19 protein-coding genes are annotated in these 22,374 nt (G+C 38.8%); 10 read left to right on the forward strand and 9 right to left on the reverse strand.

Features of this window, described 5'->3' with window-relative positions:
* A partial coding sequence (locus VIK44_RS01725; RefSeq protein ID WP_331552116.1) for a TCP-1/cpn60 chaperonin family protein occupies nucleotides 1-618 on the forward strand: 618 nt, incomplete at its 5' end.
* A gap of 188 nt (nucleotides 619-806) precedes the next feature.
* Here VIK44_RS01725 and abc-f read toward each other — a convergent pair.
* Entirely contained in the window at nucleotides 807-2,735 is a 1,929-nt protein-coding gene (gene abc-f, locus VIK44_RS01730; protein WP_331552117.1) for a ribosomal protection-like ABC-F family protein, read from the reverse strand.
* A 148-nt stretch (nucleotides 2,736-2,883) separates the two neighbouring features.
* Between abc-f and VIK44_RS01735 the strand changes: the two genes are divergently transcribed.
* Nucleotides 2,884-3,513, forward strand: a complete 630-nt coding sequence (locus VIK44_RS01735; protein WP_331552119.1) for a redox-sensing transcriptional repressor Rex — start codon at nucleotides 2,884-2,886, stop codon at nucleotides 3,511-3,513.
* 124 nt (nucleotides 3,514-3,637) lie between these two features.
* Here VIK44_RS01735 and VIK44_RS01740 read toward each other — a convergent pair whose 3' ends face one another.
* From VIK44_RS01740 to VIK44_RS01755, 4 genes are all read right to left on the reverse strand, one after another.
* Nucleotides 3,638-4,021 carry a helix-turn-helix transcriptional regulator gene (locus VIK44_RS01740; protein WP_331552121.1) on the reverse strand — a complete coding sequence of 128 codons (384 nt, stop codon included), beginning with the start codon at nucleotides 4,019-4,021 and terminating at the stop codon, nucleotides 3,638-3,640.
* A 119-nt stretch (nucleotides 4,022-4,140) separates the two neighbouring features.
* On the reverse strand, nucleotides 4,141-4,983 hold the full coding sequence (locus tag VIK44_RS01745) for a hypothetical protein (RefSeq protein WP_331552122.1): 843 nt from the start codon (nucleotides 4,981-4,983) through the stop codon (nucleotides 4,141-4,143).
* 31 nt (nucleotides 4,984-5,014) lie between these two features.
* Nucleotides 5,015-6,637, reverse strand: coding sequence for a putative manganese-dependent inorganic diphosphatase (locus VIK44_RS01750; RefSeq protein WP_331552123.1), 1,623 nt, complete (start codon nucleotides 6,635-6,637; stop codon nucleotides 5,015-5,017).
* Nucleotides 6,638-6,709: 72 nt separating this feature from the next.
* Entirely contained in the window at nucleotides 6,710-7,639 is a 930-nt protein-coding gene (locus VIK44_RS01755) for an alpha/beta hydrolase (protein ID WP_331552124.1), read from the reverse strand.
* Between the two features lie 277 nt (nucleotides 7,640-7,916).
* Between VIK44_RS01755 and VIK44_RS01760 the strand changes: the two genes are divergently transcribed.
* Together VIK44_RS01760 and holA are read left to right on the forward strand one after the other, a co-directional pair.
* Nucleotides 7,917-10,292: a DNA internalization-related competence protein ComEC/Rec2 gene (locus tag VIK44_RS01760; RefSeq protein WP_331552125.1), complete on the forward strand. Its 2,376-nt coding sequence runs from the start codon at nucleotides 7,917-7,919 to the stop codon at nucleotides 10,290-10,292.
* Nucleotides 10,289-11,305 carry a DNA polymerase III subunit delta gene (holA, locus tag VIK44_RS01765; protein WP_331552126.1) on the forward strand — a complete coding sequence of 339 codons (1,017 nt, stop codon included), beginning with the start codon at nucleotides 10,289-10,291 and terminating at the stop codon, nucleotides 11,303-11,305. The genes VIK44_RS01760 and holA overlap by 4 nt, the downstream gene beginning before the upstream one ends.
* A gap of 150 nt (nucleotides 11,306-11,455) precedes the next feature.
* Here the strand turns inward: holA and rpsT are convergent, their stop codons facing one another.
* A complete protein-coding gene (gene rpsT / locus VIK44_RS01770; RefSeq protein ID WP_331552127.1) occupies nucleotides 11,456-11,722 on the reverse strand; it encodes a 30S ribosomal protein S20 in 267 nt (88 codons plus the stop codon).
* A 171-nt stretch (nucleotides 11,723-11,893) separates the two neighbouring features.
* Here rpsT and lepA point away from each other — a divergent pair, with 171 nt between their 5' ends.
* The 3 genes from lepA (at nucleotide 11,894) to VIK44_RS01785 (ending at nucleotide 15,496) form a co-directional block, all read left to right on the forward strand.
* On the forward strand, nucleotides 11,894-13,699 hold the full coding sequence (lepA, locus tag VIK44_RS01775; protein WP_331552128.1) for a translation elongation factor 4: 1,806 nt from the start codon (nucleotides 11,894-11,896) through the stop codon (nucleotides 13,697-13,699).
* A 219-nt stretch (nucleotides 13,700-13,918) separates the two neighbouring features.
* Nucleotides 13,919-14,344 (forward strand): D-Ala-D-Ala carboxypeptidase family metallohydrolase, encoded by a 426-nt coding sequence (locus VIK44_RS01780; RefSeq protein WP_331552129.1) that lies wholly within the window; start codon nucleotides 13,919-13,921, stop codon nucleotides 14,342-14,344.
* A gap of 384 nt (nucleotides 14,345-14,728) precedes the next feature.
* Nucleotides 14,729-15,496, forward strand: a complete 768-nt coding sequence (locus tag VIK44_RS01785; RefSeq protein WP_331552130.1) for a DeoR/GlpR family DNA-binding transcription regulator — start codon at nucleotides 14,729-14,731, stop codon at nucleotides 15,494-15,496.
* A 200-nt stretch (nucleotides 15,497-15,696) separates the two neighbouring features.
* Here VIK44_RS01785 and VIK44_RS01790 read toward each other — a convergent pair whose 3' ends face one another.
* On the reverse strand, nucleotides 15,697-17,613 hold the full coding sequence (locus VIK44_RS01790; RefSeq protein ID WP_331552131.1) for a DUF2207 domain-containing protein: 1,917 nt from the start codon (nucleotides 17,611-17,613) through the stop codon (nucleotides 15,697-15,699).
* A gap of 28 nt (nucleotides 17,614-17,641) precedes the next feature.
* Nucleotides 17,642-18,202, reverse strand: a complete 561-nt coding sequence (locus VIK44_RS01795) for a LemA family protein (protein ID WP_331552133.1) — start codon at nucleotides 18,200-18,202, stop codon at nucleotides 17,642-17,644.
* Nucleotides 18,203-18,454: 252 nt separating this feature from the next.
* Between VIK44_RS01795 and VIK44_RS01800 the strand changes: the two genes are divergently transcribed.
* The 3 genes from VIK44_RS01800 (at nucleotide 18,455) to rbr (ending at nucleotide 21,733) form a co-directional block, all read left to right on the forward strand.
* A complete protein-coding gene (locus VIK44_RS01800; RefSeq protein WP_331552134.1) occupies nucleotides 18,455-19,102 on the forward strand; it encodes an HAD hydrolase-like protein in 648 nt (215 codons plus the stop codon).
* Nucleotides 19,103-19,290: 188 nt separating this feature from the next.
* On the forward strand, nucleotides 19,291-21,063 hold the full coding sequence (locus tag VIK44_RS01805) for a hypothetical protein (RefSeq protein ID WP_331552135.1): 1,773 nt from the start codon (nucleotides 19,291-19,293) through the stop codon (nucleotides 21,061-21,063).
* A gap of 73 nt (nucleotides 21,064-21,136) precedes the next feature.
* The gene (gene rbr / locus VIK44_RS01810) at nucleotides 21,137-21,733 is read left to right on the forward strand and encodes a rubrerythrin (protein ID WP_331552136.1); all 597 of its coding nucleotides are present in this window, start codon (nucleotides 21,137-21,139) and stop codon (nucleotides 21,731-21,733) included.
* A gap of 75 nt (nucleotides 21,734-21,808) precedes the next feature.
* Here rbr and VIK44_RS01815 read toward each other — a convergent pair.
* Nucleotides 21,809-22,374: Ldh family oxidoreductase (locus tag VIK44_RS01815; protein WP_331552137.1), on the reverse strand; the 566-nt coding region annotated here is incomplete at its 5' end.

Here is a 22,374-nt window from a genome sequence, read left to right on the forward strand (position 1 = left end):
GCCATTGATGAAAGAATTCGTCAAATTAAAGCTCAAATTCCAGAAACAGATTCAGATTATGATCGTGAAAAATTACAAGAGCGTCTTGCTAAATTAGCTGGCGGTGTTGCTGTGATTCAAGTTGGAGCAGCCACTGAAACCGAATTAAAAGAAAGAAAATATAGAATTGAAGATGCTTTAAATGCGACCAGAGCGGCTGTTGAAGAAGGCGTTGTTTCTGGCGGTGGTACTGCTTATATTAATGCCATCGGAAAAGTAGATGAACTCATTGAAAAACTTGAAGGCGATGAAAAAACAGGCGCTTTCATTATACGAAGAGCCATCGAAGAACCGATGAGACAAATTGCCGAAAATGCCGGATTAGAAGGCTCTGTTATTGTATCGCAAATGCAGGACAAACCAAAAGGTGTTGGTTTTGACGTAGTCAAAGGCGAATTTGTGAATATGTTTAAGGCTGGAATCATTGATCCAACCAAGGTAACACGTTCAGCCATTCAAAACGCGGCCAGCGTTTCAGCAATGTTCCTTACAACCGAAGTAGCAGTTGCAGATCTTCCAAGTGAAGATATGGGCGGCATGCCAGGTGGTATGGGTGGCGGCGGAATGCCAATGATGTAAGCTTCTCGCTTAATACAAAAAAGAAGTCCCACCGGGACTTCTTTTTTTTTTTTATTGCAATTATGTAGGGGGCGGGTAGTACCCGCCCCCTACATAATGAGAAATCCAGCGTTACTCTTTAACCCCAACGTTTGCTGGCGATTAATAATCGCCCCTACGGTCTGACAATAAACGTTTTATAGAATGGTTTATTCGGTTTCAAGAAGCATTAATGCTTTTTCCCAGTGGTCGGTTAGTTCGATAAGTTGAAGTTTGCCCTTTTCATAGGTATTATTCACAGCTGAGGCATGTTCCAGGTCACTATAAAAATCCGGATGACACATTTCCTGTTCAATGGCTTTGATCTGTGTTTCCTTGGTTAGGATAGCATCTTCGATTTCTTTAACCCGGTGTTTTAGTCCACGAATTCGGACTTCCTCTTCTTTTATCTTTTTGCGATCTGTTTTTTGTTGTGTTTTTGTGGTCACCACTTTATTATCTTCGGCGGTAAGGGTTTCACGTTCTTCAGCTTCACTTTTATGTCTGAGATAATCATCGTAGTTTCCTAAATGAATTTCAACCCCATTTGGAGTAAAAAGAAAAATTTTATTGGCAATGCGATTTATAAAGTAACGATCATGGGAAATAAACAGAAGGGTTCCCTCATAGCTGGAGAGGGCATTTTCTAAAATTTCCTTGGTGTCCATGTCAATATGATTGGTAGGTTCATCCATCATTAAAAAGTTGGATTGGGAAATCATCAGTCGGGCCAGTAACAATCGGGCTTTTTCTCCGCCGGACAGGGTTTCAATGGGTTTAAAAACATCATCGCCAACGAATAGGAAAGCCGCTAAATGGTTTCGCAGTGCGCCTTCGGTAAGGCGTTTATCGATATCCCAAAGAGCTTCTAAAAGATTTTCTTTGTAAAAACTTTTAAGATCTTCGTGTTCCTGATCAAAGTAACCAACGTTAACCTTCTGTCCCAGCCGTATTTCACCGGAATCAGCAGAGAGTTGTTCCTGAAGGATTCGAAACAGAGTGGTTTTGCCGGCACCGTTTGGTCCAATAATTCCAATTTTATCGCCCCGGTGAATCTCAAAGGATAAATTCTGAAAAAGTAATTGCTGATCAAATGACTTTTTAAGACCATCCACATAAAGGACATCTTTTCCGCTTTGGACTCTTGGTTTAAAATTAAAATGAGATTGGTGAACGACCACGGCCTTATCCATGATTTCAATTTTTTCCAGGGCTTTTTCCCGACTGGCTGCTCGTTTGGTGCTTTTTTCTGTATTATACTGATGAAAGCGCTTGATCACTTCTTTTTGACGATTAATTTCTTTCATCTGCTGTTGGTATTGATGATTCTGTTCCATCAGATTCTTGCGTTTTTTCAGTGCATAGTGGGTATAATTACCACTGTAGGCTTTAATATTTTTATTAGCGACCTCCAGGATAGTGCTGCAGACTTTATCAAGAAAAAATCGGTCATGGGAGATAATAATAAAGGTACCGGTATAGCTCTTTAAATATTGCTCTAACCATTGGAGTGCATTAATATCCAGATAATTGGTGGGTTCATCCAATAGCAGAAGCTCAGGTTCCTTTAAAAGAATCTGCCCTAAAGTCGCCCGGGTTTTCTCACCGCCACTGAGAACGGAAAAGGGTTTATTAATATCTTCCTCAGCGAATCCAAGACCATTTAGAATACCACGGATACGGCTAGGATATTCATAGCCATGGTTTTCAGAAAAAGATTCCTGAAGTTCCCCATATTCGGCCATGAGTTTTTCCAGGTCATCATTATTCGCCTCTGAAATTTGATAACCCAGGGATTTAATTCTTTTTTCCATGTCAATGAGAGGCTGAAAGACGGAAGTCAGCATTTCCTGAAGGGTGGTTTCTCCCGAAATCACCGATTCCTGGGCAAGATAACTCATGGTGAGACCATTTTTTTTACTGATGCGTCCACCATCTGGAATTAATTCACCGGTTAAGAGTTTTAGGAAGGTCGATTTGCCGGTACCGTTGCGTCCAACAAGACCAATTTGTTCTTTTTCATTAATAGACAAACTAATTTCCTTAAAAATTTCATGGATGCCATAACTAAAATGCAAGTTTTCTATATTAATTAACATTATTTCACCTGTTTTCGTTTTTAATCAATTGTTTTGGGTTTACAACTCCATTCTATCAAAAAAACAACAAAATTAAAATGAAAAATTTGACGTACTTACGTCACATTGGTATAATAAATGCGTTATTGAAAGAAAGGAGAAGTAAATCATGAATCACTTCTCGAAAAAAGTATCAATGACCGTTGTAAAACGGTTGCCAAAATATTACCAATATCTCAGCGATTTGCTGGAGAATGATATTGAAAAAATATCCTCAAGAGAATTAGCCAGCCTTATGAGACTTACTGCGTCCCAAATCCGGCAGGATTTAAATTCCTTTGGCGGTTATGGACAACAGGGTTATGGATATAATGTTTCAGAGCTTAGGGAAGCTATTAAAGTAATTCTGGGTCTGGATAGTGAATATAATTGTATGATCATTGGTGCCGGAAATATGGGACATGCCATTGCAAATTATGAACGCTTTAAGCGGGAAGGTGTATTTCTTAAAGGCGTTTTCGATATTGATCCCCAAAGGATCGGAACAGTTTTGGGAGGTGTTGTCGTCAAGCACCTGGATGAGATTGAAAATTTTTTAGAAATTAATGAAATAGATATTTGTATTTTATGTGTCCCAAGGGAAGTCGGACAAATAGTTGCCACTCAAATCACTGATTTAGGGGTAAAAGGAATCCTTAATTTCAGTCCTCTGGACCTAAATGTTCCGGATGATGTGGTTGTTGAAAATGTAAACATCACGGATAGTTTATTTACACTTACCTACCTTTTAGGAAAATAGGATTTTTAAAAAATCGATGGCCTGAAGGCGAGATTCATAGATCCTCACCCAGTCAGCCGACAAACTCAAATAAAAAAAGAACCTGATTATTTAATCAAGCTCTTTTTTTTATTCGCGAATTAAATTATTGCTTAGCACTGGTGCCTTTGAAATTAATAAAATCCAGAACTTCTTGCTTATAGCTCTCAGGGAAAGAGAAATAAGAAGAAAAGGAATCGGTCTCTTCATCGGAAAAGACATATGATTCTAAAAAGTCTCCGCATGTTGTTGGTTTTGGATTACTGGGCAAAAGTTTTGGTTGATCTGTTCTGCAAAGTAAATAGTCAACTGACACTTCAAAAAAATCAGCAATCTTAATCAGCAATTGATTTTCAGGTAAATTCTTATCTTTTTCATACTTTGAAATAGAGCTTTTATTAAGAAAAAAGAGATTTGCAAAATTTTCCTGTGTTAATCTTTTTGAAATTCTTAAAGCTTTTAATCGTGTACCAAATGTATTGTTTTCCATGTTTTCTACTCCTTCTTTAATCATTGAAATAAACGTAATTCCAGATAATTCAGTATAGCATGTCATAGAAATATGTCAAGAAAAAAGTTGAATTTAGATAGGATTCCTTTAATTTTCCATCAATTCTGGAATGAATTTCGGTAATCCTTAAGAATTCGAAGGGTTTCACTATACTTTAGTTTCTCAGGTGAAAGTTCACCCTCTGGGAAAACTGGGTTGAGGTTTTGACTAATAAGGGTATCCTGGGCGAATGTTCCAAAAATTGCCTTGTAATTAACATTATTTTCAACATCTAAGAGTTTGCTCTTTGACTTACCGTCTTCAAGTCGAATTTCATCATAGGAAAGGGTAATCAGAGTGTCACCCTTGAAGGTTGCAGTAAGCACACCTTGATATCCGTCAGGGTCAATTTGACTGCGAATAATATAGGTATCTGAAGTCTTAATCTTTCCCGGTTCGTGGTTGCCTTTAACGGCTTGTTCAATTCCGGCTTTTGCCAATTCAATGAAACGCTCATGGGTTTGAGTTGCTCCCGAAATGGCTTCAATTTTATCAGGATCCTGGGTGAGGAGTAAATCACTGTACATCCGATAATAAAGGGAACCCAAAGTCATCGTCCCCACGCCGTCCCAGGTTTTTGCTTCCCCTTCCTGGGTAAGACGGTCAATTGAATTCATAGAAATCTCCTTAAAGGTTACTTCGGTAATAATGCCGTTTTTAATATTAAGATCAAGCTGCTGGGCATATCCCCGGGTATCATAAAATCGGGTGGAGGTCGTATATTTTCCATCCAGAAGGGGTTGTAAATTATTGGGGGGGGTGATTTCCCCGGTTGCGGGATCATTGATTAGATTTTTCTCGACACAGCCTGTGATCAATACAGGTAACAATAATATAAGAAAAAGAACCATTACAACAGAAAACGTTTTTTTCTTTTTTGGAAACATCTTTTTTTTCAACATATTTTCACCAATTCCAATATTTCAATTACCCTTAATAGGCTGAAGCATTCATTAAGGGCGGGACAATTTGTTTTTTGCGAGAGAAGACACCGCTCATGAATTTACTGAACTCATCCGGTTTGAGTCCAAAGGCCTGGGTGGCTAAATTTTTTGCTTCTCCGGCTATAATTAATTCAGTACCGCCGATAATAATATCCGTAACCATCAGCACTGAAAGGCTCAGTTTCTCAAGTTCGCAAAGGGCATTCATTTCTGAAAGCACCGGATTTAATTTTTCGAAAATACCTCGGAAGTCACCTGTGTTGATTTGAGAAACGGCTATTTTATAGGTGCCCATCGTGAAAATTTTCATATCCGTGGTAATAATTTCATTTGGAGTCATTTCCTTAAGATTACTTCCTGCGATCAGCATTTTTTCGCCGTAGCTTTTAAGATCAATTTCAAGTATTATTGCAAGCTCATAGGCGATTTTTTTATCTTCTTCTGTACAGGTTGGGGAATTAAAGAGAAGGGTATCTGAAATAATGGCGCTTAGCATCAGACCGGCCATTGTTTTCGAAATAGGAAGCCTATGTTCGTGATACATTTTTGCTACAATGGTGGCAGTACAGCCAACCGGTTCAATGCGGAGGTAAAGTGGTGTCGTGGTTTGTATTTCTGCCACGCGATGGTGATCAATGACCTCAATAATTTCTGCTGCTTCCACCCCAATAATGGATTGACTCCGTTCATTATGGTCCACAAGGATGACCTTTTTACGATTAAAGTCAATCAGGTTACTTCGGGTAATGGTTGAAAGTACTCGACCATTCACATTAACCACGGGAAACCGGTCATGCGCTGAGGTAAGCATGTTCTTTTTTACATCATCAATGGTTTCATAAGACATAAAGTATTCAAGATGATTTTTTTGGAAGTAATGCTTAATGGGAATGCCCTGGCATAAAAGACGAATGACTTCAAAAGGACCTGACACCACAAGCAAAACGACCCCTGAATAATCATCGGGAAGGTTGAAAATAATATCGGGTGAAGCATTGGAAACAATAATAATCCCGGCATCTGTTTCATAGGCCCGCTTTAAAAAAATTGGTTGTTGAACCGTCACAAGAATATCCTTGGAACCAAGCTTCTGACCTGCTTCTATTTCAGTGATGGTATAAACATCACCTTGAACGGTATCACTTTTCTGAGAACCATAGACCCGGGCATTCAACAATTCAATGATATTTTCTAAAGGAGTTGCATTATCCCGGAGAATTGATTTTGAAAAGGGGTCTGTATAGGCGGGAATAATATCTGAAAAGGAGACCATGCCAATGAGTTTACCATCATCACTGATCACCGGAAGGGAACGGCCGGGATGATCAATAATCTTTTCCATTGTTTTTGAAATAGAATCATTTTCATGGGCCATGGAAAATTCAGCGATAATAAGATCAGAAACCTGGGGTTTAACATCCTTAATCAATTTTGGGGCTTTAACGGCAAAGGTGTCCAGAACAAACTGGGTTTCCTTATTCACTGTACCCAGCCGAGCCGGGAATACATTGGTAAAGCCTAATTCTTTTTTTAGATTTGCATAAGCAATGGCAGAGCAAAGTGAATCCGTATCAGGATTCTGATGTCCGAAAACATATATATTTTGTGTCATTATAGTACCTCCATGGAATCAATAATAACATATCATAGAACATTATGCGATATGAAAACGCTGACTTTATTTCTAACGATGAGCCTTGCAAAAATTGAGAATATCCTGGTATATTTCCACCCGAATATTTTCATTTAAAATCTCATGTCGAAGCCCGGAATAGAGTTTTAGTTCCACAGCTGTCATTCCTGATTTTTTGGTGAGACGGTGGACCCGTTTAACTTCTTTTCCCATGTTGCCAACAGGGTCATCGCTTCCGGATAGAAAGATGATTGGAAAATCTTTGGGCATTTTATTAATATTTTCAAAGCGACTCGTGGTGTGAATACCATTAAAAAAGTCTCTGTAAAAGCCGGCACTGCAAGTAAATCCACAAAGAGGATCCTTAATGTAATCATCCACATTTTTTTCACTGAGGGATAACCAATCATAGGGGGTTCGGTTTGGGGCGAACTTTTTATTGTAGCTTCCAAAGGAAAGATGGGCTAGATTTTCGGATGGAAATTTAGCATCATGTCTGAGGATTTCATAACCGGCAATGAAACTTCCGATTTTCTGGATGACAGCATTAATACCCACCGTGGTTCCGATAACGATGGCACCTTGATAAAGTTCCGGAAACTCAATAAGGCAAGACCGGGTAACCACAGATCCCATGCTGTGCCCCAGTATGAAAAGAGGGAGATCCGGATGCTCTTTCTTTATTAAAAGTGATAATTCTTTTACATCTGAAACCACACGTTGCCATCCATTTTCCTCGGCAAAAAAACCAAGGGTTCCAGATTCAATTCCGGTTTTACCATGACCCCTTTGATCATGAGCCACGGTCATAAAATGGTGTTCGTAGAGAAAATCCGCAAATTCATGATAACGCAGGGCATGCTCTGCCATACCATGGACTATCAGCAGTATGCCTTCGGGTCTCGAGGGCAGTGGCGTTTGATAGGTGGTGATTATCGCACCATCCGATGCTTTAAATTTATTTTCGAAAAAACCGATCATAATAAACCCTTTCATGAAATAATATACTTGACCACCTTTATTATATCAAAATAACATAAAATAAACAGTATTGAAAGTATTTAATTCAAAGCAATCAGGGTATAATAGATGTATATGCATAATTTCAGTCTCGAACATCGAATCAAAAGAAAGAGGAACGCATATGAGATTAACAGTATTATGGAATACCGGCGCACTTTATGTGACTGAAATTGGAAAGAGCTTTGATATTAAAGCTCTTTCTGAAAATTAAACCCTTTCTGATATGAAAAGACCCTTGCTTTGGGGATTTTTAGCCCTTTGTTTTGCGATTGCCCTTTATTATTATAGGGTTCCTCTTTGGGGAATCCTTTTATTTGGGGGCCTTTTAGGTGCGATGCCTTTAATGGTCAGGGGCGTTAAGAAAACCCAGATATTCTTTGTTCTGGGTCTCTACCTTTTGGGATGTGTGTTAGGTGTGTTAACCTTTCCTGTAAGTGATACGCTGGAAGATTTTTATGGAACTGAGGTGACTATTTCTGGAGTTGTCTCAGATTCCCCTAAAGTTGAAGATTACGGCGTTGTTTTTAATTTAAAGACTTCTGACATCAGTAATGATAAAGCCGCCATTAAAAAGCCCTTGGGTTTGAAAGTAACCATACCTGTGCAAAAGGGTGAAGCCCAATCCATGCCGATTGCCGGGGATGTACTCAATATAAAAGGCGAATTGTCCAAGCCCCAGGGACAACGAAATCCCGGCGGTTATGATTATGGGCTTTACCTTAAATCAAAGGGCATTGAGGGACTGGTTTATGTTGAAACAGGAAAGGTAGAAAAGATCGGCCGGGATCCTTCTCCCTTTGAAGGCATCATTGCTTTTAGAATTTATCTGGAAAAGCTCAGTGACACTTATCTGTCTGAAAATGTTTCAGATCTCCTTAAAGGAGTGGTGTTTGGAGGAAAGGATATTGATTCCGATATTAAGCTAAGCTTTCAAAATGCCGGGGTGGCCCATGTGCTTTCGGTTTCAGGCCTTCATGTAGGGTATGTTTTTCTACTGATTTCATTTTTTCTGACACGATTTAAAATTAAGAAAAAGCATTGGCTTTTTTATTTGATTCCAGCATTGTTTTTTTATATTGTCATGACAGGTTTTGAATCTCCGGTTATTCGAGCATCGATTATGCTGGGAAGTATTACTTTAGGACAGGGAATCCATCGAGAAAAAGACAACTTAAATAATCTTTGCCTGGCTGGGATTATAATTCTATGCCTATGGCCCAGCCAACTTTTTCAGCCAGGCTTTCAATTATCCATGGGGGCGGTCCTGGGGATTGTCCTATTTTATGGGCCCTTATTATTTCAATACAAAAAACAGTTGAATAAAAAGATCTCAAGACGGGAGAAAACGCCAGGTCCGATTATTGAGGGGTTGGCATTAACCTGTTGTGCTACCATAGGAACCCTGCCCATGATGTTTTACCATTTTAAGGGCTTCACTCTGTTGAGTTTCTTTTCCAACTTAATCGTTGTCCCTTTAATCGGTGCATTTCTCTTGGCGGGAATTATATTTTTATTCATTGCCGGTGTGTTGCCCTTTATGGCGTCTTTACTTGCAATGCCACTGAATTTTCTGGGAGAATCGATTCTGGTGGTGCTTTCTGGAATTAATGACATTGGGGATGCTTTCAGCTTCTTATGGGTCAGACGTGGTGGTCTAAGCATTACTGAGATGCTGCTATTTATTTATCTGGCCTTTCTTATTACCGGGTACTATCATCTCAGAAACCCTCTGGTAAAAAAAACTGTTCTGATTTTTGGAGCCGTACTTGGTATTCTGCTAATCGTGTTGCCACTTTTCCCTAAGAATTTGGTCGTTACTGTTTTGGATGTTGGCCAGGGAGACAGTATTCTCATTGAAACCCCGGGTGGTTTAAACTACCTTATTGATGGGGGTGGGTATATTCTCGAAAAAGAAACAAAAATTTCAGAAAGCATTGTTTTGCCAGTATTGTACAACAAAAACATTAATAAGCTTAATGGGGTATTTCTTTCACATAATCATGTTGATCACAGTCAGGGAATTGAAGAACTTCTTGAGGGACAGTTTCCGGTAGACAATCTTTTTATGAGTGTGAATACCAATAATGAAGTCTTATTAAATCAATCAGCCGTTCCGGTCAGTCTTCTCAAAAAAGGATCTGTGATTCAAGGAACTGATGGGGTTAAACTTGAAATTTTGAGTCCAACCGGGGAAGTAAACCCAGTTGAAGAGGAGAATCAAAATAATGCATCGCTGGTCATACGACTCAGCTATGGGAAAACAACATTGCTTCTTTGTGGGGATATTGAAAAAGAAGTTGAAGAAAAACTATTCAGTGAGTTAAGTCAGGAAAGCCCCGCAAGAGACATTCAAATGATTAAGATTCCTCATCATGGCAGCAAAACTTCATCTACCCAGGAATTTTTAACCCTGGTTGATCCGGAATTAGCAGTGATTTCGGTTGGGGCATATAACACCTTTGGGCATCCCGGGTTGGAAGTACTGGAAAGGCTTAAAGATCAAGCGGTTGAAACCCTCAGAACAGATCAGAACGGTGCAGTTGAAATGACGAGCAATGGGGAATGGCTACGCTATAAAACTTATGGAAACAGTCAGGGAGAAAAAGAATGAATTACAAAGAACTTAACAAAGACATAAAAAATAAAGGAATTGGACCTGTCTATTTATTTACAGGTGCTGAATCCTATATCGGGCACATGATGGAAAAAACATTAATGGCCAATGTGATTTCCAAGGGATTGGAAGCTTTGAATCTCACTATTTTTACGGATAAAAATCCTGATATTTCAGAAATTCTTTCAACCTGTGAAACCCTTCCATTGATGAGTGAAAAACGGATGGTGATTATAAGGGAACCTGCTCAAATCGGAAAAATTTCTGATAAAAGAGAAATTGACTGTTTTGCGGCGTATCTTGAAAACCCAAGTCCAACGACGCTTTTGATTATTTATTGGGAACAACCGGATAAACGTAAAAAACTTTACAAGATCCTGCAAAAAAAAGGGAAGATTGTTAATTATGAAAAGCTGGATGCAAGAGATCTGGAAAACTGGATCAAAAGACGATTAAAAATAGCTGGGAAAACCCTTGCTCGAAGGGAAATGGAATTATTTATCCAACGCTCGCTATATCTTACTAATGAAAATAAAAATATGGAAATGGTGGATCATGATTTAAATAAAATGATTGATTATGTTGGGGACCGGATTGACATTACTAAGGAAGATATCCTCCTGATTATGCCGCAAACCATTGAAGATGGTGTATTTAAAATGATTGATTATGCGATGGCCGGAAAAAAGGGCCAGGCACTCAACATGCTCAATCAGTTTTATCTGGAAGGGGAATCCCCGTTTGGTGTTTTCAGTCTGCTTTTGCGGCAGGTAAGAATGCTTCTGATGGTGAAGATTTACACCCAAAGGGGATTGCCTGCAAAAGAAGTTGCAAGTGAAATGAAGCTGGCCCCTTTTATTGTTAATAAAATTCTTAAAAACGGTAAAAATTATCCAACGGACAATCTTTGGAAGCTCATTGTCATTGGGGCAGAACTGGATGCCCAAATGAAAAAGGGAGAAATTGATCAAAATTTTGGACTAGAATTATTTTTAATGAAGATTTCATAGAAACTGACTTAACAATTGATCGGTACGGTAGTTTGTCGACAACCTAAAACACGAGTGACGTTTTTGGCAAATAAAAAAGATGTACCTGAGTAAGTACATCTTTGGATTGACACGAGAGACACGGGTTTTGGGAATATATAAATAAGGTAATTAAGCAGTCATGCCGTTTATTATTCTTGCCAAAGTACTTTTCTTACGCGCTGCAGTATTTTTATGTAAAATACCTTTTGTAACAGCCATATCAATTTTCTTTGACGTTAAACGATATGCTTCTTGTGCTGCTTCTACGTTACCTTCGGACACTTCAAAGTCAAATTTCTTAACAGAAGTCTTAAGGTTTGTCTTTACGATTTTATTACGTATACGACGTGTTTCATTTGTTTTAGCTCGTTTCATAGCTGATTTAATGTTAGCCATGGGTTCACCCCCCTCATTTATTTATAACATAGTAATTCTAACACATTAAAAAAGAATTATCAAGAAAAAACGTGACAAAAAAAATATTTTTTGATAAAATACACTTCTAATAGAAAAAAGATGGATAATCAGTTATTTTAATATAGATTTGAAAGTAGAGGATATACAAAATTGTCAGAAAAACAATCACGCACACGAAATTTTTCAATCATCGCTCACATTGACCACGGGAAGTCGACTCTCGCAGATCGGCTCATTGAAGACACCGGACTCCTGAGTAAAAGGGATATGTCAGCACAATTCCTTGATAACATGGATATCGAAAGGGAACGCGGGATTACCATTAAACTCCAGGCGGTTCGATTATTGTATACAGCTAAGGATGGGGTAGAGTATATTCTCAATCTCATCGATACACCAGGTCATGTGGATTTCACCTATGAGGTTTCCAGAAGTCTGGCAGCATGTGAAGGTGCCTTGCTGGTTGTTGATGCATCCCAGGGAATTGAAGCCCAAACCATTGCCAATGTCTACTTAGCTCTGGAAAATAATCTGGAAGTCATCCCCGTTATTAACAAGATAGATCTTCTCAGTGCCGACCCCCAACGGGTAAAGGACGAAATTGAACACATCATTGGTATTGAAGCTCAAGATGCACCGCTTATTTCAGCCAAGACAGGAATAAATATCAATGCGGTTTTGGAAACCATTGTGGAAAGAGTTCCGGCACCCACAGGAGATGTGAACGGTCCGCTTCAGGCATTGATTTTTGACTCTTATTATGATCAATACCGTGGGGTCATCGCATCCATACGGGTGGTTCAGGGTAAGATTCGAAAAGGCATGAAAATCGACATGATGGCTGTTGGGAAATCCTTTGAAGTTGATGAGGTTGGGGTTTTCGCCAATGGATTATTACCTGTCACTGAGCTTACCGCTGGCGATGTGGGCTATGTTAATGCCGGCATAAAAAACGTTAAGGATACCCGGGTAGGGGATACCATTACGGAAACCGAAAATCCAGCAGCTGAAGCCTTGCCGGGATATAAGAAGGTCACTTCTATGGTTTTCTGTGGGATTTATCCTGCCGATGGATCCCGGTTTGAAGACTTAAAGGATGCTCTTTCAAAGCTTCAGTTAAACGATGCGTCACTGCTTTATGAGGCTGAAACATCTATGGCTTTGGGCTTTGGATTCAGATGCGGATTTTTAGGACTCCTTCATATGGAGATTATTCAAGAGCGAATTGAGCGGGAATTTAACATCGACTTAGTCACCACAGCTCCCAGTGTTATCTACAAGGTGGTTAAAACCGATGGCACCGAGCTGTGGGTAGACAATCCAAGTAAACTCCCGGATCCGGTTGAAATAAAAACCATGGAAGAACCGATTGTGAATGCAAGTATAATGGTTCCTTCCGAATATTTAGGAACCATTATGGAACTTTGTCAGGAACGACGGGGAACCTATCTCACCATGAAATATGTCGAGGAGAGTCGGGTTATTCTTGAATATGAATTACCTCTCAATGAAATCATTTATGATTTCTTTGATGCCCTTAAGTCCCGAACCAGGGGTTATGCTTCTTTTGACTATGAAATTAAAGAATATCGGCCATCAAATCTGGTGAAACTTGATATTCTTCTCAATGGCGAACTGGTTGACGCCTTGTCCTTTATTGTCCATCGTGATAAAGCCGAGGGCCGAGGTCGATTAATTGCCAAAAAACTTAAAGAGGAAATTCCACGGCAAATGTTTGAGATTCCTGTTCAGGCGGCTATTGGAAACAAGGTTATTGCCAGAGAAACCATTAAGGCCATGCGTAAAGATGTACTGGCTAAATGCTATGGTGGGGATATTAGCCGTAAGCATAAGCTTTTGGAAAAACAAAAAGCAGGCAAGAAACGGATGCGTCAGGTTGGTAACGTTGAAGTGCCTCAGGAAGCATTTATGGCAGTGCTTAAGCTGGATTCTTAGGTTTAAGCCTGTCGACACAAACCCGTCCTGGGGACAATGGTAAATCGTTGTCTGCTGCAAGATCGTACAGGCTATCGCCTGTTCGCCATGATGCAGACATCTGATATTACCATTGTCCCCAGGACTTACTTTACTTCTTTATCTACAATCTCTAATGGCGTGTCGTAAAGACATGCTATTTTTTTAAAATTATTTATAGTAAAGATGAAAGGAACTGTTATGGAAAAAGAAAAAAAACGAATTCATCAAAAACTCAATGCTGATGAGTTGTATTTCAGATTAAAAGAAAAGGACGAAAAAGATAGAACCGCTAATCATTTAAATAGTCCGGAATATGCCTGTGACTGCCATGGAAAATATTGCAATGGATTTCCAATTCATATGAATGCAAAGCTTACAGAAAAAATCCAGGCTTTACGAAATCTGGTGAATCATGAGGTGCTTATAATATCAGGTATACGATGTGAAAAGCAAAATTTAGAGTGTGACGGATCGAAATACTCCTTTCATCAGTTAGGAAGAGCCGCAGATATTAAGTGCAAAAATCTGAGTGTTGATGAGCTGGCTATAGTGGCTGAATCGGTAGGGCTTTTAGTGATCCGGGATTATAGAGAAGGCGTGGTTCATTGCCAGTGGAATAATTGAACAGTCTTCGGACACAAGCACTAAGAAACTAATTTAATCAGAATGCTTTTACCCAAGCATGAATGAATATAACAACAAATATTGAAATATCTACTAAAAAATGCATCACATGTTTATTTAAAATTAACATGTTGGGGACATTTTAAAGTAATTGAGAAAATTATTGACAAATAGTGTAAATACAATATATTATTCAAATAGGAACACCAATATTTGTTAAGATCTGAGAACTGAAAGAGAAAAAACTTTAACAATTGTAATATAATTTCCAAGTAACCGGAGCAGGGTTTTAAAACACTCTACCGTTTTAGAATAAACACTCAGGCAGATTTAAATATGCATCAGATTTTTGGCGGTTGTTGTGGCGGATGAAAAGAGGATGAAATGCAACATATTGATCGAAGAAAAGAAATCTTGAATTTATTATTAACTCAACGCTCGGTAAAGGTCGCCAAACTTTCTGAGAGATACGGTGTTGGGGAAGCAACCATTCGAAGAGACTTAAAATACCTTTCCCAGGAATATGGCATCAGTTTAACCTATGGCGGAGCTTTTACCAAGGAAAACATCACCCATCAAGCAACACCAGAAATGGATATATTCAAAAAAAGGACCAAAAATATTGTTGAGAAACGGATAATTGCTAAAAAGGCAGCCAAACTCATTAATAATGGTGATACTATTGCCTTGAATGCAGGCAGCACAGTGGAACTTGTACTTGATTATCTTGAGGATGTAAAGGAGATCAGTTTAATTACTTTATCTCTGAGCACTGCATTAAGGGCATCTTCGATTTCTGGGATTACGGTTTATATGCCGGGAGGAAAGCTTCGAAATATTTCAGGGGCATTTTATGGAAAAGAAGCCAATGACTTTTTAAAAAGCTTCAATATCGATAAAGCTTTTATGGGTGTTATGGCTGTTTCTCTGAGTAATGGAATCACACATAGTGATTTTGAAGAAATTGAAATTAATCAGACGATTTATGAAATAAGTCAAAAATGCTATTTAATGGCAGACTATACAAAATTTGACCAGATATCACTGGCAAAGATGGTTGACTTATCGGTTTTTAATGGTTTTATCTTAGATGACAAAACTCCGGAAATTTACCATGAATATTGTAAAAATAACGGCATCGAAATCATATAGAATAGTTAAATTAAAAAAGATGCATTTAGTTTCCAGTGCATTTTTTTTTGCGCTAAAAAACAAGCTAAAAGATAAACAATTAGCTTGTTAATGTTTGTGTCATATGAATGTTTGGTATGGTGTCATATTCAGGCAATTACATGAAGTCACTGTAATTTTAAAAATGGCTCAAACACTGAGTTATAACCATACTAAAACTTTTACCAGCCACCACCGCCACCGCCACCGCCGCCACCGCCGGAGAATCCGCCGCCGCCGGAGAATCCACCACCGCCAAATCCACCAGAGCCAGAGTTAGGTGGAACAATGATTGATGAGGAAATATGATTCATACTGTTCATGAGAAGGGAAGCAAATATAAAGGTATTGAAAGTGTTGTAATTGTAACCACTGCCATAATACCACTGTGGGGGCTCAATGACGAGAGATTCAAAATTTTTCGCCCATTTGTTTGTGACTCCCAAGACATAAGCATAGGGAAGAATGTTATAGAAATACTGGGGATTTTCGTTCACCAGGGTTTGAATCCGACTAAGTTCTGCTTTTTCAATAAAGTTTTTAAACCCAAGGGTTTGTCCCAGCCATAGCCGGCCGGTGTTCGTACGCTGAGTGGCTATCATTTGGAAATATGCAATGACACCAGTGGCAATAAGAGCAGCCAGTGCCGGAAGAATAGAATTATCTCCATAAATACCCAAACTGATTCCAAAGACAAGCAACACAGAAAGAACCGTTAAAATAATTCCAAGGATCAGACGACCCACGGTTTTCTTTATGGTGGTTCCCTGGCGAATTTCAAGAGCAGAGGTAATAATTTTGATGCTCACAAAAACGGGTATCGCTGTAAAAAAAACTGAGGATCCTAAAGTGATCCATGAGAAATCTCCCATTTTGTAAACACCATTAATGGCCAATGCAACTAAAGGAACCAGCATTAAAAGGGTAATGCCCCATTGTCCGATTTTTGAACTCGGGGTAAACAAATTATTTTCAGGTATAGCAAAATAGCCTTCAATTTGAGCCTTGGTTGCTTTAATTTTATCGAAAAAGTCAACAGGCACTGTTTTTGTGGAAAAACTTTTTTTGCCTTCAGAAAAGCCGAAAAGCGCATTGAAAAAGGTGCGTTCAAAATCCATGGCAGTATCCGGAAGTTCCTTTATTTTATGAAAGGTGAAATTCTTTTTATCCATCTGTTCAATGGTCATATAGCCCTTATCAGCCCAATACATGATAAGGGATAAAACTTCAGGAGAATCCACTGTTCCATCGACAATATAGCCGATTTGGGAGGGCGTAAATCCTTGAGGTGGATAAAACTCAACGGTTTCTACCGGTTTTTGATCACGGCCTTTAAAAAACCAAATGAGGAAGGCGCTTAAAAGGGCGATACCCACGAGGATATACATTAAGGGTTGAAACTCATTACCGGTAAAAGCCCCAACAAAATATCCCTCGGGCAGCTTGATGTTTAAGGTGACACCTTCATTATTACTTAAAGGCCGGTTAAGGGTTCCCACAATGGTATTGCCATTAACACTAAAATCAACCGCGGTGGTGTCCGTAATGCCATATTTCCCAGTAATAAATTCCACACTATTGGGATCAAAGGCTTTTGGCATTTCAATGGTGAACGTTGCCCCGGCAATGGAAGTATCCCAATTTGGAGGAATAATATTAAAATAAACATCATCCTGGGAAGGAATCTTGTCATCACCGGGATTCCAGGTATAGGAAATGGGGTAAATCTGTGTTCCATTAACAGTTTTGTCACTGGAACCAATTTTAATGAGCTTAGTGTCATTTTCAGATGAAACAGCAAAAGGCCAATTTTCAACGTTAATATCTGTTAAACGGGCAGCATAAGGAGTTTCCACTGGTTGTCCATCAATTTGTCTGTAAAAAGTTCCCTTGTAAGGAATGTACCGGTAAATCCCGTGAAGGGGTGCAGTAAAGGCCACTGTAATATTTTCCTGGACATTATAAGCATGGTTTTCCTGAACCTTCATGTTTACATCATATTGTGTAATATTAAAGGATTCCCGGGCAAAGGTGCCTCCGGGAAATAAACATCCCAAAAGCAGAAGTCCAAAAAGGAGAAGCGAGCATCGTCTTTTCATAGTGTTTGTCCTCCAACATAATTTATGTTTAGTCAAATTTAACTTGGACGTTTTCTCGTTCTGCAGCTGTTGTAACCTCAAAGAAAGGTTGTTCTTTGAAACCAAACATGCTGGCAATTAAATTACTGGGAAAGGATTGAACCATGGTATTAAAGGTACGGACGACGGCATTGTAGTATTTTCTTGAATTGGCAATTTCGCCTTCAGTTAATTGAAGCTGCTGTTGCAAGTCAAGAAAATTGGTATTTGCCTGTAATTGAGGATAGGCTTCTGCCACGGCAAAAAGGCTTTTTAAAGTGTCAGACAACATGTTTTCGTTGTTGATTTTATCGTTAATGTTGTTGGCATTCATGGCAGCAGTTCTGGCTGCAGTAACCTTGGTAAATGTTTCTGACTCGTGTTTGGCATAACCTTTTACGGTTTCAACAAGGTTGGGAATGAGGTCATAACGTTTTTTCAGATAAACATCCATGGTGGAAAAAGCTTCTTCGACCTGGTTTTTAACTTTTACAAAGTTGTTTCTTGACAATACTAACCAAAGGCCAATAATCACTAAGATACCGAGAATAACAAAAAATCCGATTAGCATAATAATCCTCCTAAAAACATTTTATTTTAAAGTTATTATAACACTTTTAATTCATCGGAACAATAAATTTCAATGATAAATTTGAAAAGGAAACTGAAAAAAAGTTTTTCAAACGATTCGAAATGGTTAAACTGATTAAGAGAAATATTTTGCCTTGTTAGAAAGACTTATCTAGTTTATAATTTAAGTATATTCAACTAATTTTAGGATATTATTAGCCTTGAACACACTCGATAAACTAATGGAGGTTTTATGAAGTATTCATATATATTATTCGATTTAGATGGGACGCTCATTGATTCAAAAGACAGTGTGCGTCGTTCATTTGAATATGCCCTGGAAAAAATGGAATATCCCGATCCTCAAATCTTTGAGGTTGACAGACTACTTGGACCACCTATTCTTGATTCTTTTCAGGAGTTTTTTGGTTTCACCCTCGAGGAATCGAGACAAGCCTACAATTATTATCTTGAGGAATATGTGGAAAATGGCCAAATGTATGGCGCTGTTCTTTATGATGGGGTTAGGGAAACCGTCAGTAAACTTGTGGAAAAGGGCTGTTTGATTGGGATTGCAACAACTAAGAATGAGCTGAATGCAAAAAAAATAATCAAAAATCTTGAAATTGATATAGAAATATCCCGGATTTTCGGTACCCAAAGCGATGGGAGCCGAAGTGCCAAAGAAGAAATTATTCTGGACTTTTTAGAGGAACATGGTGTGATCGATTTATCCGAGGTATTAATGGTTGGAGACCGTTTTTATGACATCCAGGGCGCAATAGCAGTAGGAATTGACTCTGTGGGTGTGACCTACGGTTGCGGCAGTGAAAATGAGCTAAGAGTCGCCGGTGCCACCCATCTTATCTCGAACATTGAAGAATTACTTGAAATTATTTAAGTACTTGCGAAATTCATAAACACAACCGTAAATTGCTTTGATGTCTGTTACATAAACAATTTTGTAACGTATAGGCGAACAGTTCAACGAACTGTCCGACGTATAGTGGAAAAATTGTTTCATGTAAACAGACAGTGAAGCTCACAATACTTTCGCAATTACTTGAAATTATTAGCTAGGAGAAACTTATGAAAGCCGAAGATACAAATTTAGAAAGAACTGCTATTATAAAAGGGGATTTGAAATTCACTAATTATGGGCAGATCATTCGGTCAAATCTTTTCAAAAAATTAATTAAGACCTTTGTAAAAGAGCTGGAAGTGAAAAAATCTCACCTCATTGAAACACTGGAGCCTTTTAAAAATGGAAAAGGGGGTTTTGAGGAAAGTAAATTCATTGATTTTATATATCTTTTAAATATCAACACACTTGAAGAAATCATAGCGTCAGGTTATTTTAATATAAAGTCTGACTACAAAGAGTACTCGCCACTGATTTTAGGCTTCCTTGAGGGATTTTACAACTATTGGCGAAATATCCAACGATTTATGATCAAAACTGATGCCTATAGCAATGATGAAAATATTAAGCGATCCAAAGCACATTCTCTGGCTTCCAATAATGATGCCTTTAAAAAAATGGTATTGGATCTCTACCGTAATGTTCACTTTAGTATCACTGGAAAAAGTTTTAATATCTACCGTCAGCTTCCCAGTGGTGCCCAGGTAGCATTTTTAACAGATAAGTTTAACTTTTCACAAGAATCAAAAAGCAAAAATGAATCTCTTTACCAAGTCCCTTATGTATGGGAGGCGATTTTTGAACCGCCAGTTATTTTTTACACCCAATCCAGCAAACGGGATGGGGTTTTCCCGGTTAAGGATAAACGGATTTTACAAAAATTTTATTTGGATTGCGATGAATGGTTTGCTGTTCCAATAAAGGTGGGACGCTTATTATCCATTGTTTATGTTCAGAAAGAGTACCTGGCTCTTGGTGCTGGTTTGTTCAATCTCTTTGAACTGGCAAGTCCTGAAGAATTTACAAAGAAAAAACCGGATTCCGTTGTTTTTTTCGGACTGGATCAAAGCTTTTTTGAAGAAGATGAAATGTTGGGATTTGTGGCCAGGGAAGATGGGGTATATTACGGACTTATTCCCAATCATTCTGAAATTGACTATTTTGGGTATATGAAAAAGATGGTACTGACGCTTCACAATATTATCCAAATCGAGAAAGAAGCCTTGCCTGTTCATGGGGCCTTTGCAAAAATACGTGTCGGCGGCAAGAAGTCAGCCAATGTGATGCTTATCGGCGATAGCGGGGCCGGAAAATCTGAAACTCTGGAGGCCATTAATAAGCTTCCCAAGGAGTTGGCCTGTGATTTCGATATTCTCATTGATGACATGGGTTCCCTTCACATTAATGAGGATGGAAAATTAATGGCTGTTGGAACTGAAATTGGGGCTTTTGTAAGGCTTGATGACCTTCAGCCCGGGTATGCTTACAGTACGATGGACCGCAGTATATTTATGAATCCCAATATCGTCAATGCCCGGGTCATTGTGCCGCAAATGTCCTATGAAGAAATTGCTAAATCGACCAGAGTGGATGTTGTGTTCTATATCAATAACTATGAAGAGATCAGTGACGCCTTCCCTTCGATTGAACTCTTTGATGACCTGGATACTGCTTATAGTGTGTTTTCTGAAGGCAAGCGCATGGCAAAGGGAACCACCGGCGAAGTAGGCATGACTACCACATATTTTGCAAATCCCTTTGGTGCGGTTCAACTTAAAGACCAGCATGAAAAAATTGCGAAACAGACATTTAAGAAAATGGAAGAAACCGGGGTGAAAATTGGGATGATTAGAACCCAACTGGGAATTCCCGGTTTTGAGCAGGATGGCCCTTTCCTTGCAGCCCAGGCCCTGATTAAGTTTATTGATGAGTTGAATTAAGATGAATTTTGGATTTTTTAAAGGAAAAAGGTTATAATAAGGTAAGTTTATAATTATTATAAAGGAGGAAAGTATGGGAAAACTCAAAGGAACTCAAACAATACAAAATTTAATGGCATCATTTGTAGGTGAATCACAGGCTAGAAATCGCTATACTTTTTTTGCATCAATTGCAAAAAAAGAAGGATATCAGCAAATCAGTGAACTTTTCCTGGAAACAGCCGGAAATGAAAAGGAACATGGTGAAGTATTCTATAAATATATTGCCAATAACGAATATGTTATGGGAGAAGCCGTTGATCTTAATGTAAATGCGAACTTTCCTGTGGCGCTGGGGGATACTAAAAACAATCTTATTCACGCTGCAGCAGGGGAAAAGGATGAATGGCATACCCTTTATCCTAAATTTGCTGAAATTGCAAAAAAAGAAGGTTTCCCGGAAATCGCAGAGAATTGGCTGGAGATTTGTGTGGCTGAAAAGGCCCATGAAACACGTTACCTGAAATTAGCTGCCAATATTGAATCAGGCAGAGTTTTCAAACGCTCCGGTGATGTGAAATGGAAATGCGGGAATTGCGGATATATTCATACCGGTGCAGAAGCTCCGGATGTTTGCCCGGCATGTAAACATGATCAGGCTTACTTTGAATTATTTGCAGAAACTTATTAAAGCTTTCACTCATTGTAATAAAAAAAGAAACGGTTTAAGTACCGTTTCTTTTTTTGGTTTAAATAATGATTTTACTTATTTTTCAAAAGGAAACTGGTATTGTTCTAAACCAAGTTCCGCTTTAATATCTAAAATATCTTTTATCAGAGCATCGTTCATGGGAGTACCCTTGTCTTTTCGGTCCAACCAGACATCATATTCTTTTTCGCCGGCGGTATAAATCCGCTCCTGGCCAGGCATTTTATCAGAAGCACGAAGATCCCGCATAATATCACCGGTAATTTTTTTGAAGTCATCAATTTCGGTAAAATTATCGATGTTAATGGCAATAAAGAAATGCCCTAAATGATATGGCTGGGCATTGCCTTTTTTATCAAAGCCTAAAAGCCCTTTTAAGAAAGCACCGCTTTGAAGGGCAGAGGACAAAATTTCAACAAAGGTCGCATAACCGTAGCCTTTATAGCCACCGGTATCTTCGCCAATCCCGCCTAAAGGTGTGAGAGCAGCTTCGCCTTTGACCAGGTCGATTAAAATCTGTTTTGTATCCGTGCGGCTATTTCCCTGGCGGTCAATGACCCAACCATCAGGAATGTCTTTATTTTCACGATCATAAACTTCTATTTTCCCGCGTTGGGAAACCG

The organism is Acetobacterium sp., assembly GCF_036508315.1.
In the GTDB taxonomy this organism is placed as follows: Bacteria; Bacillota; Clostridia; order Eubacteriales; family Eubacteriaceae; genus Acetobacterium.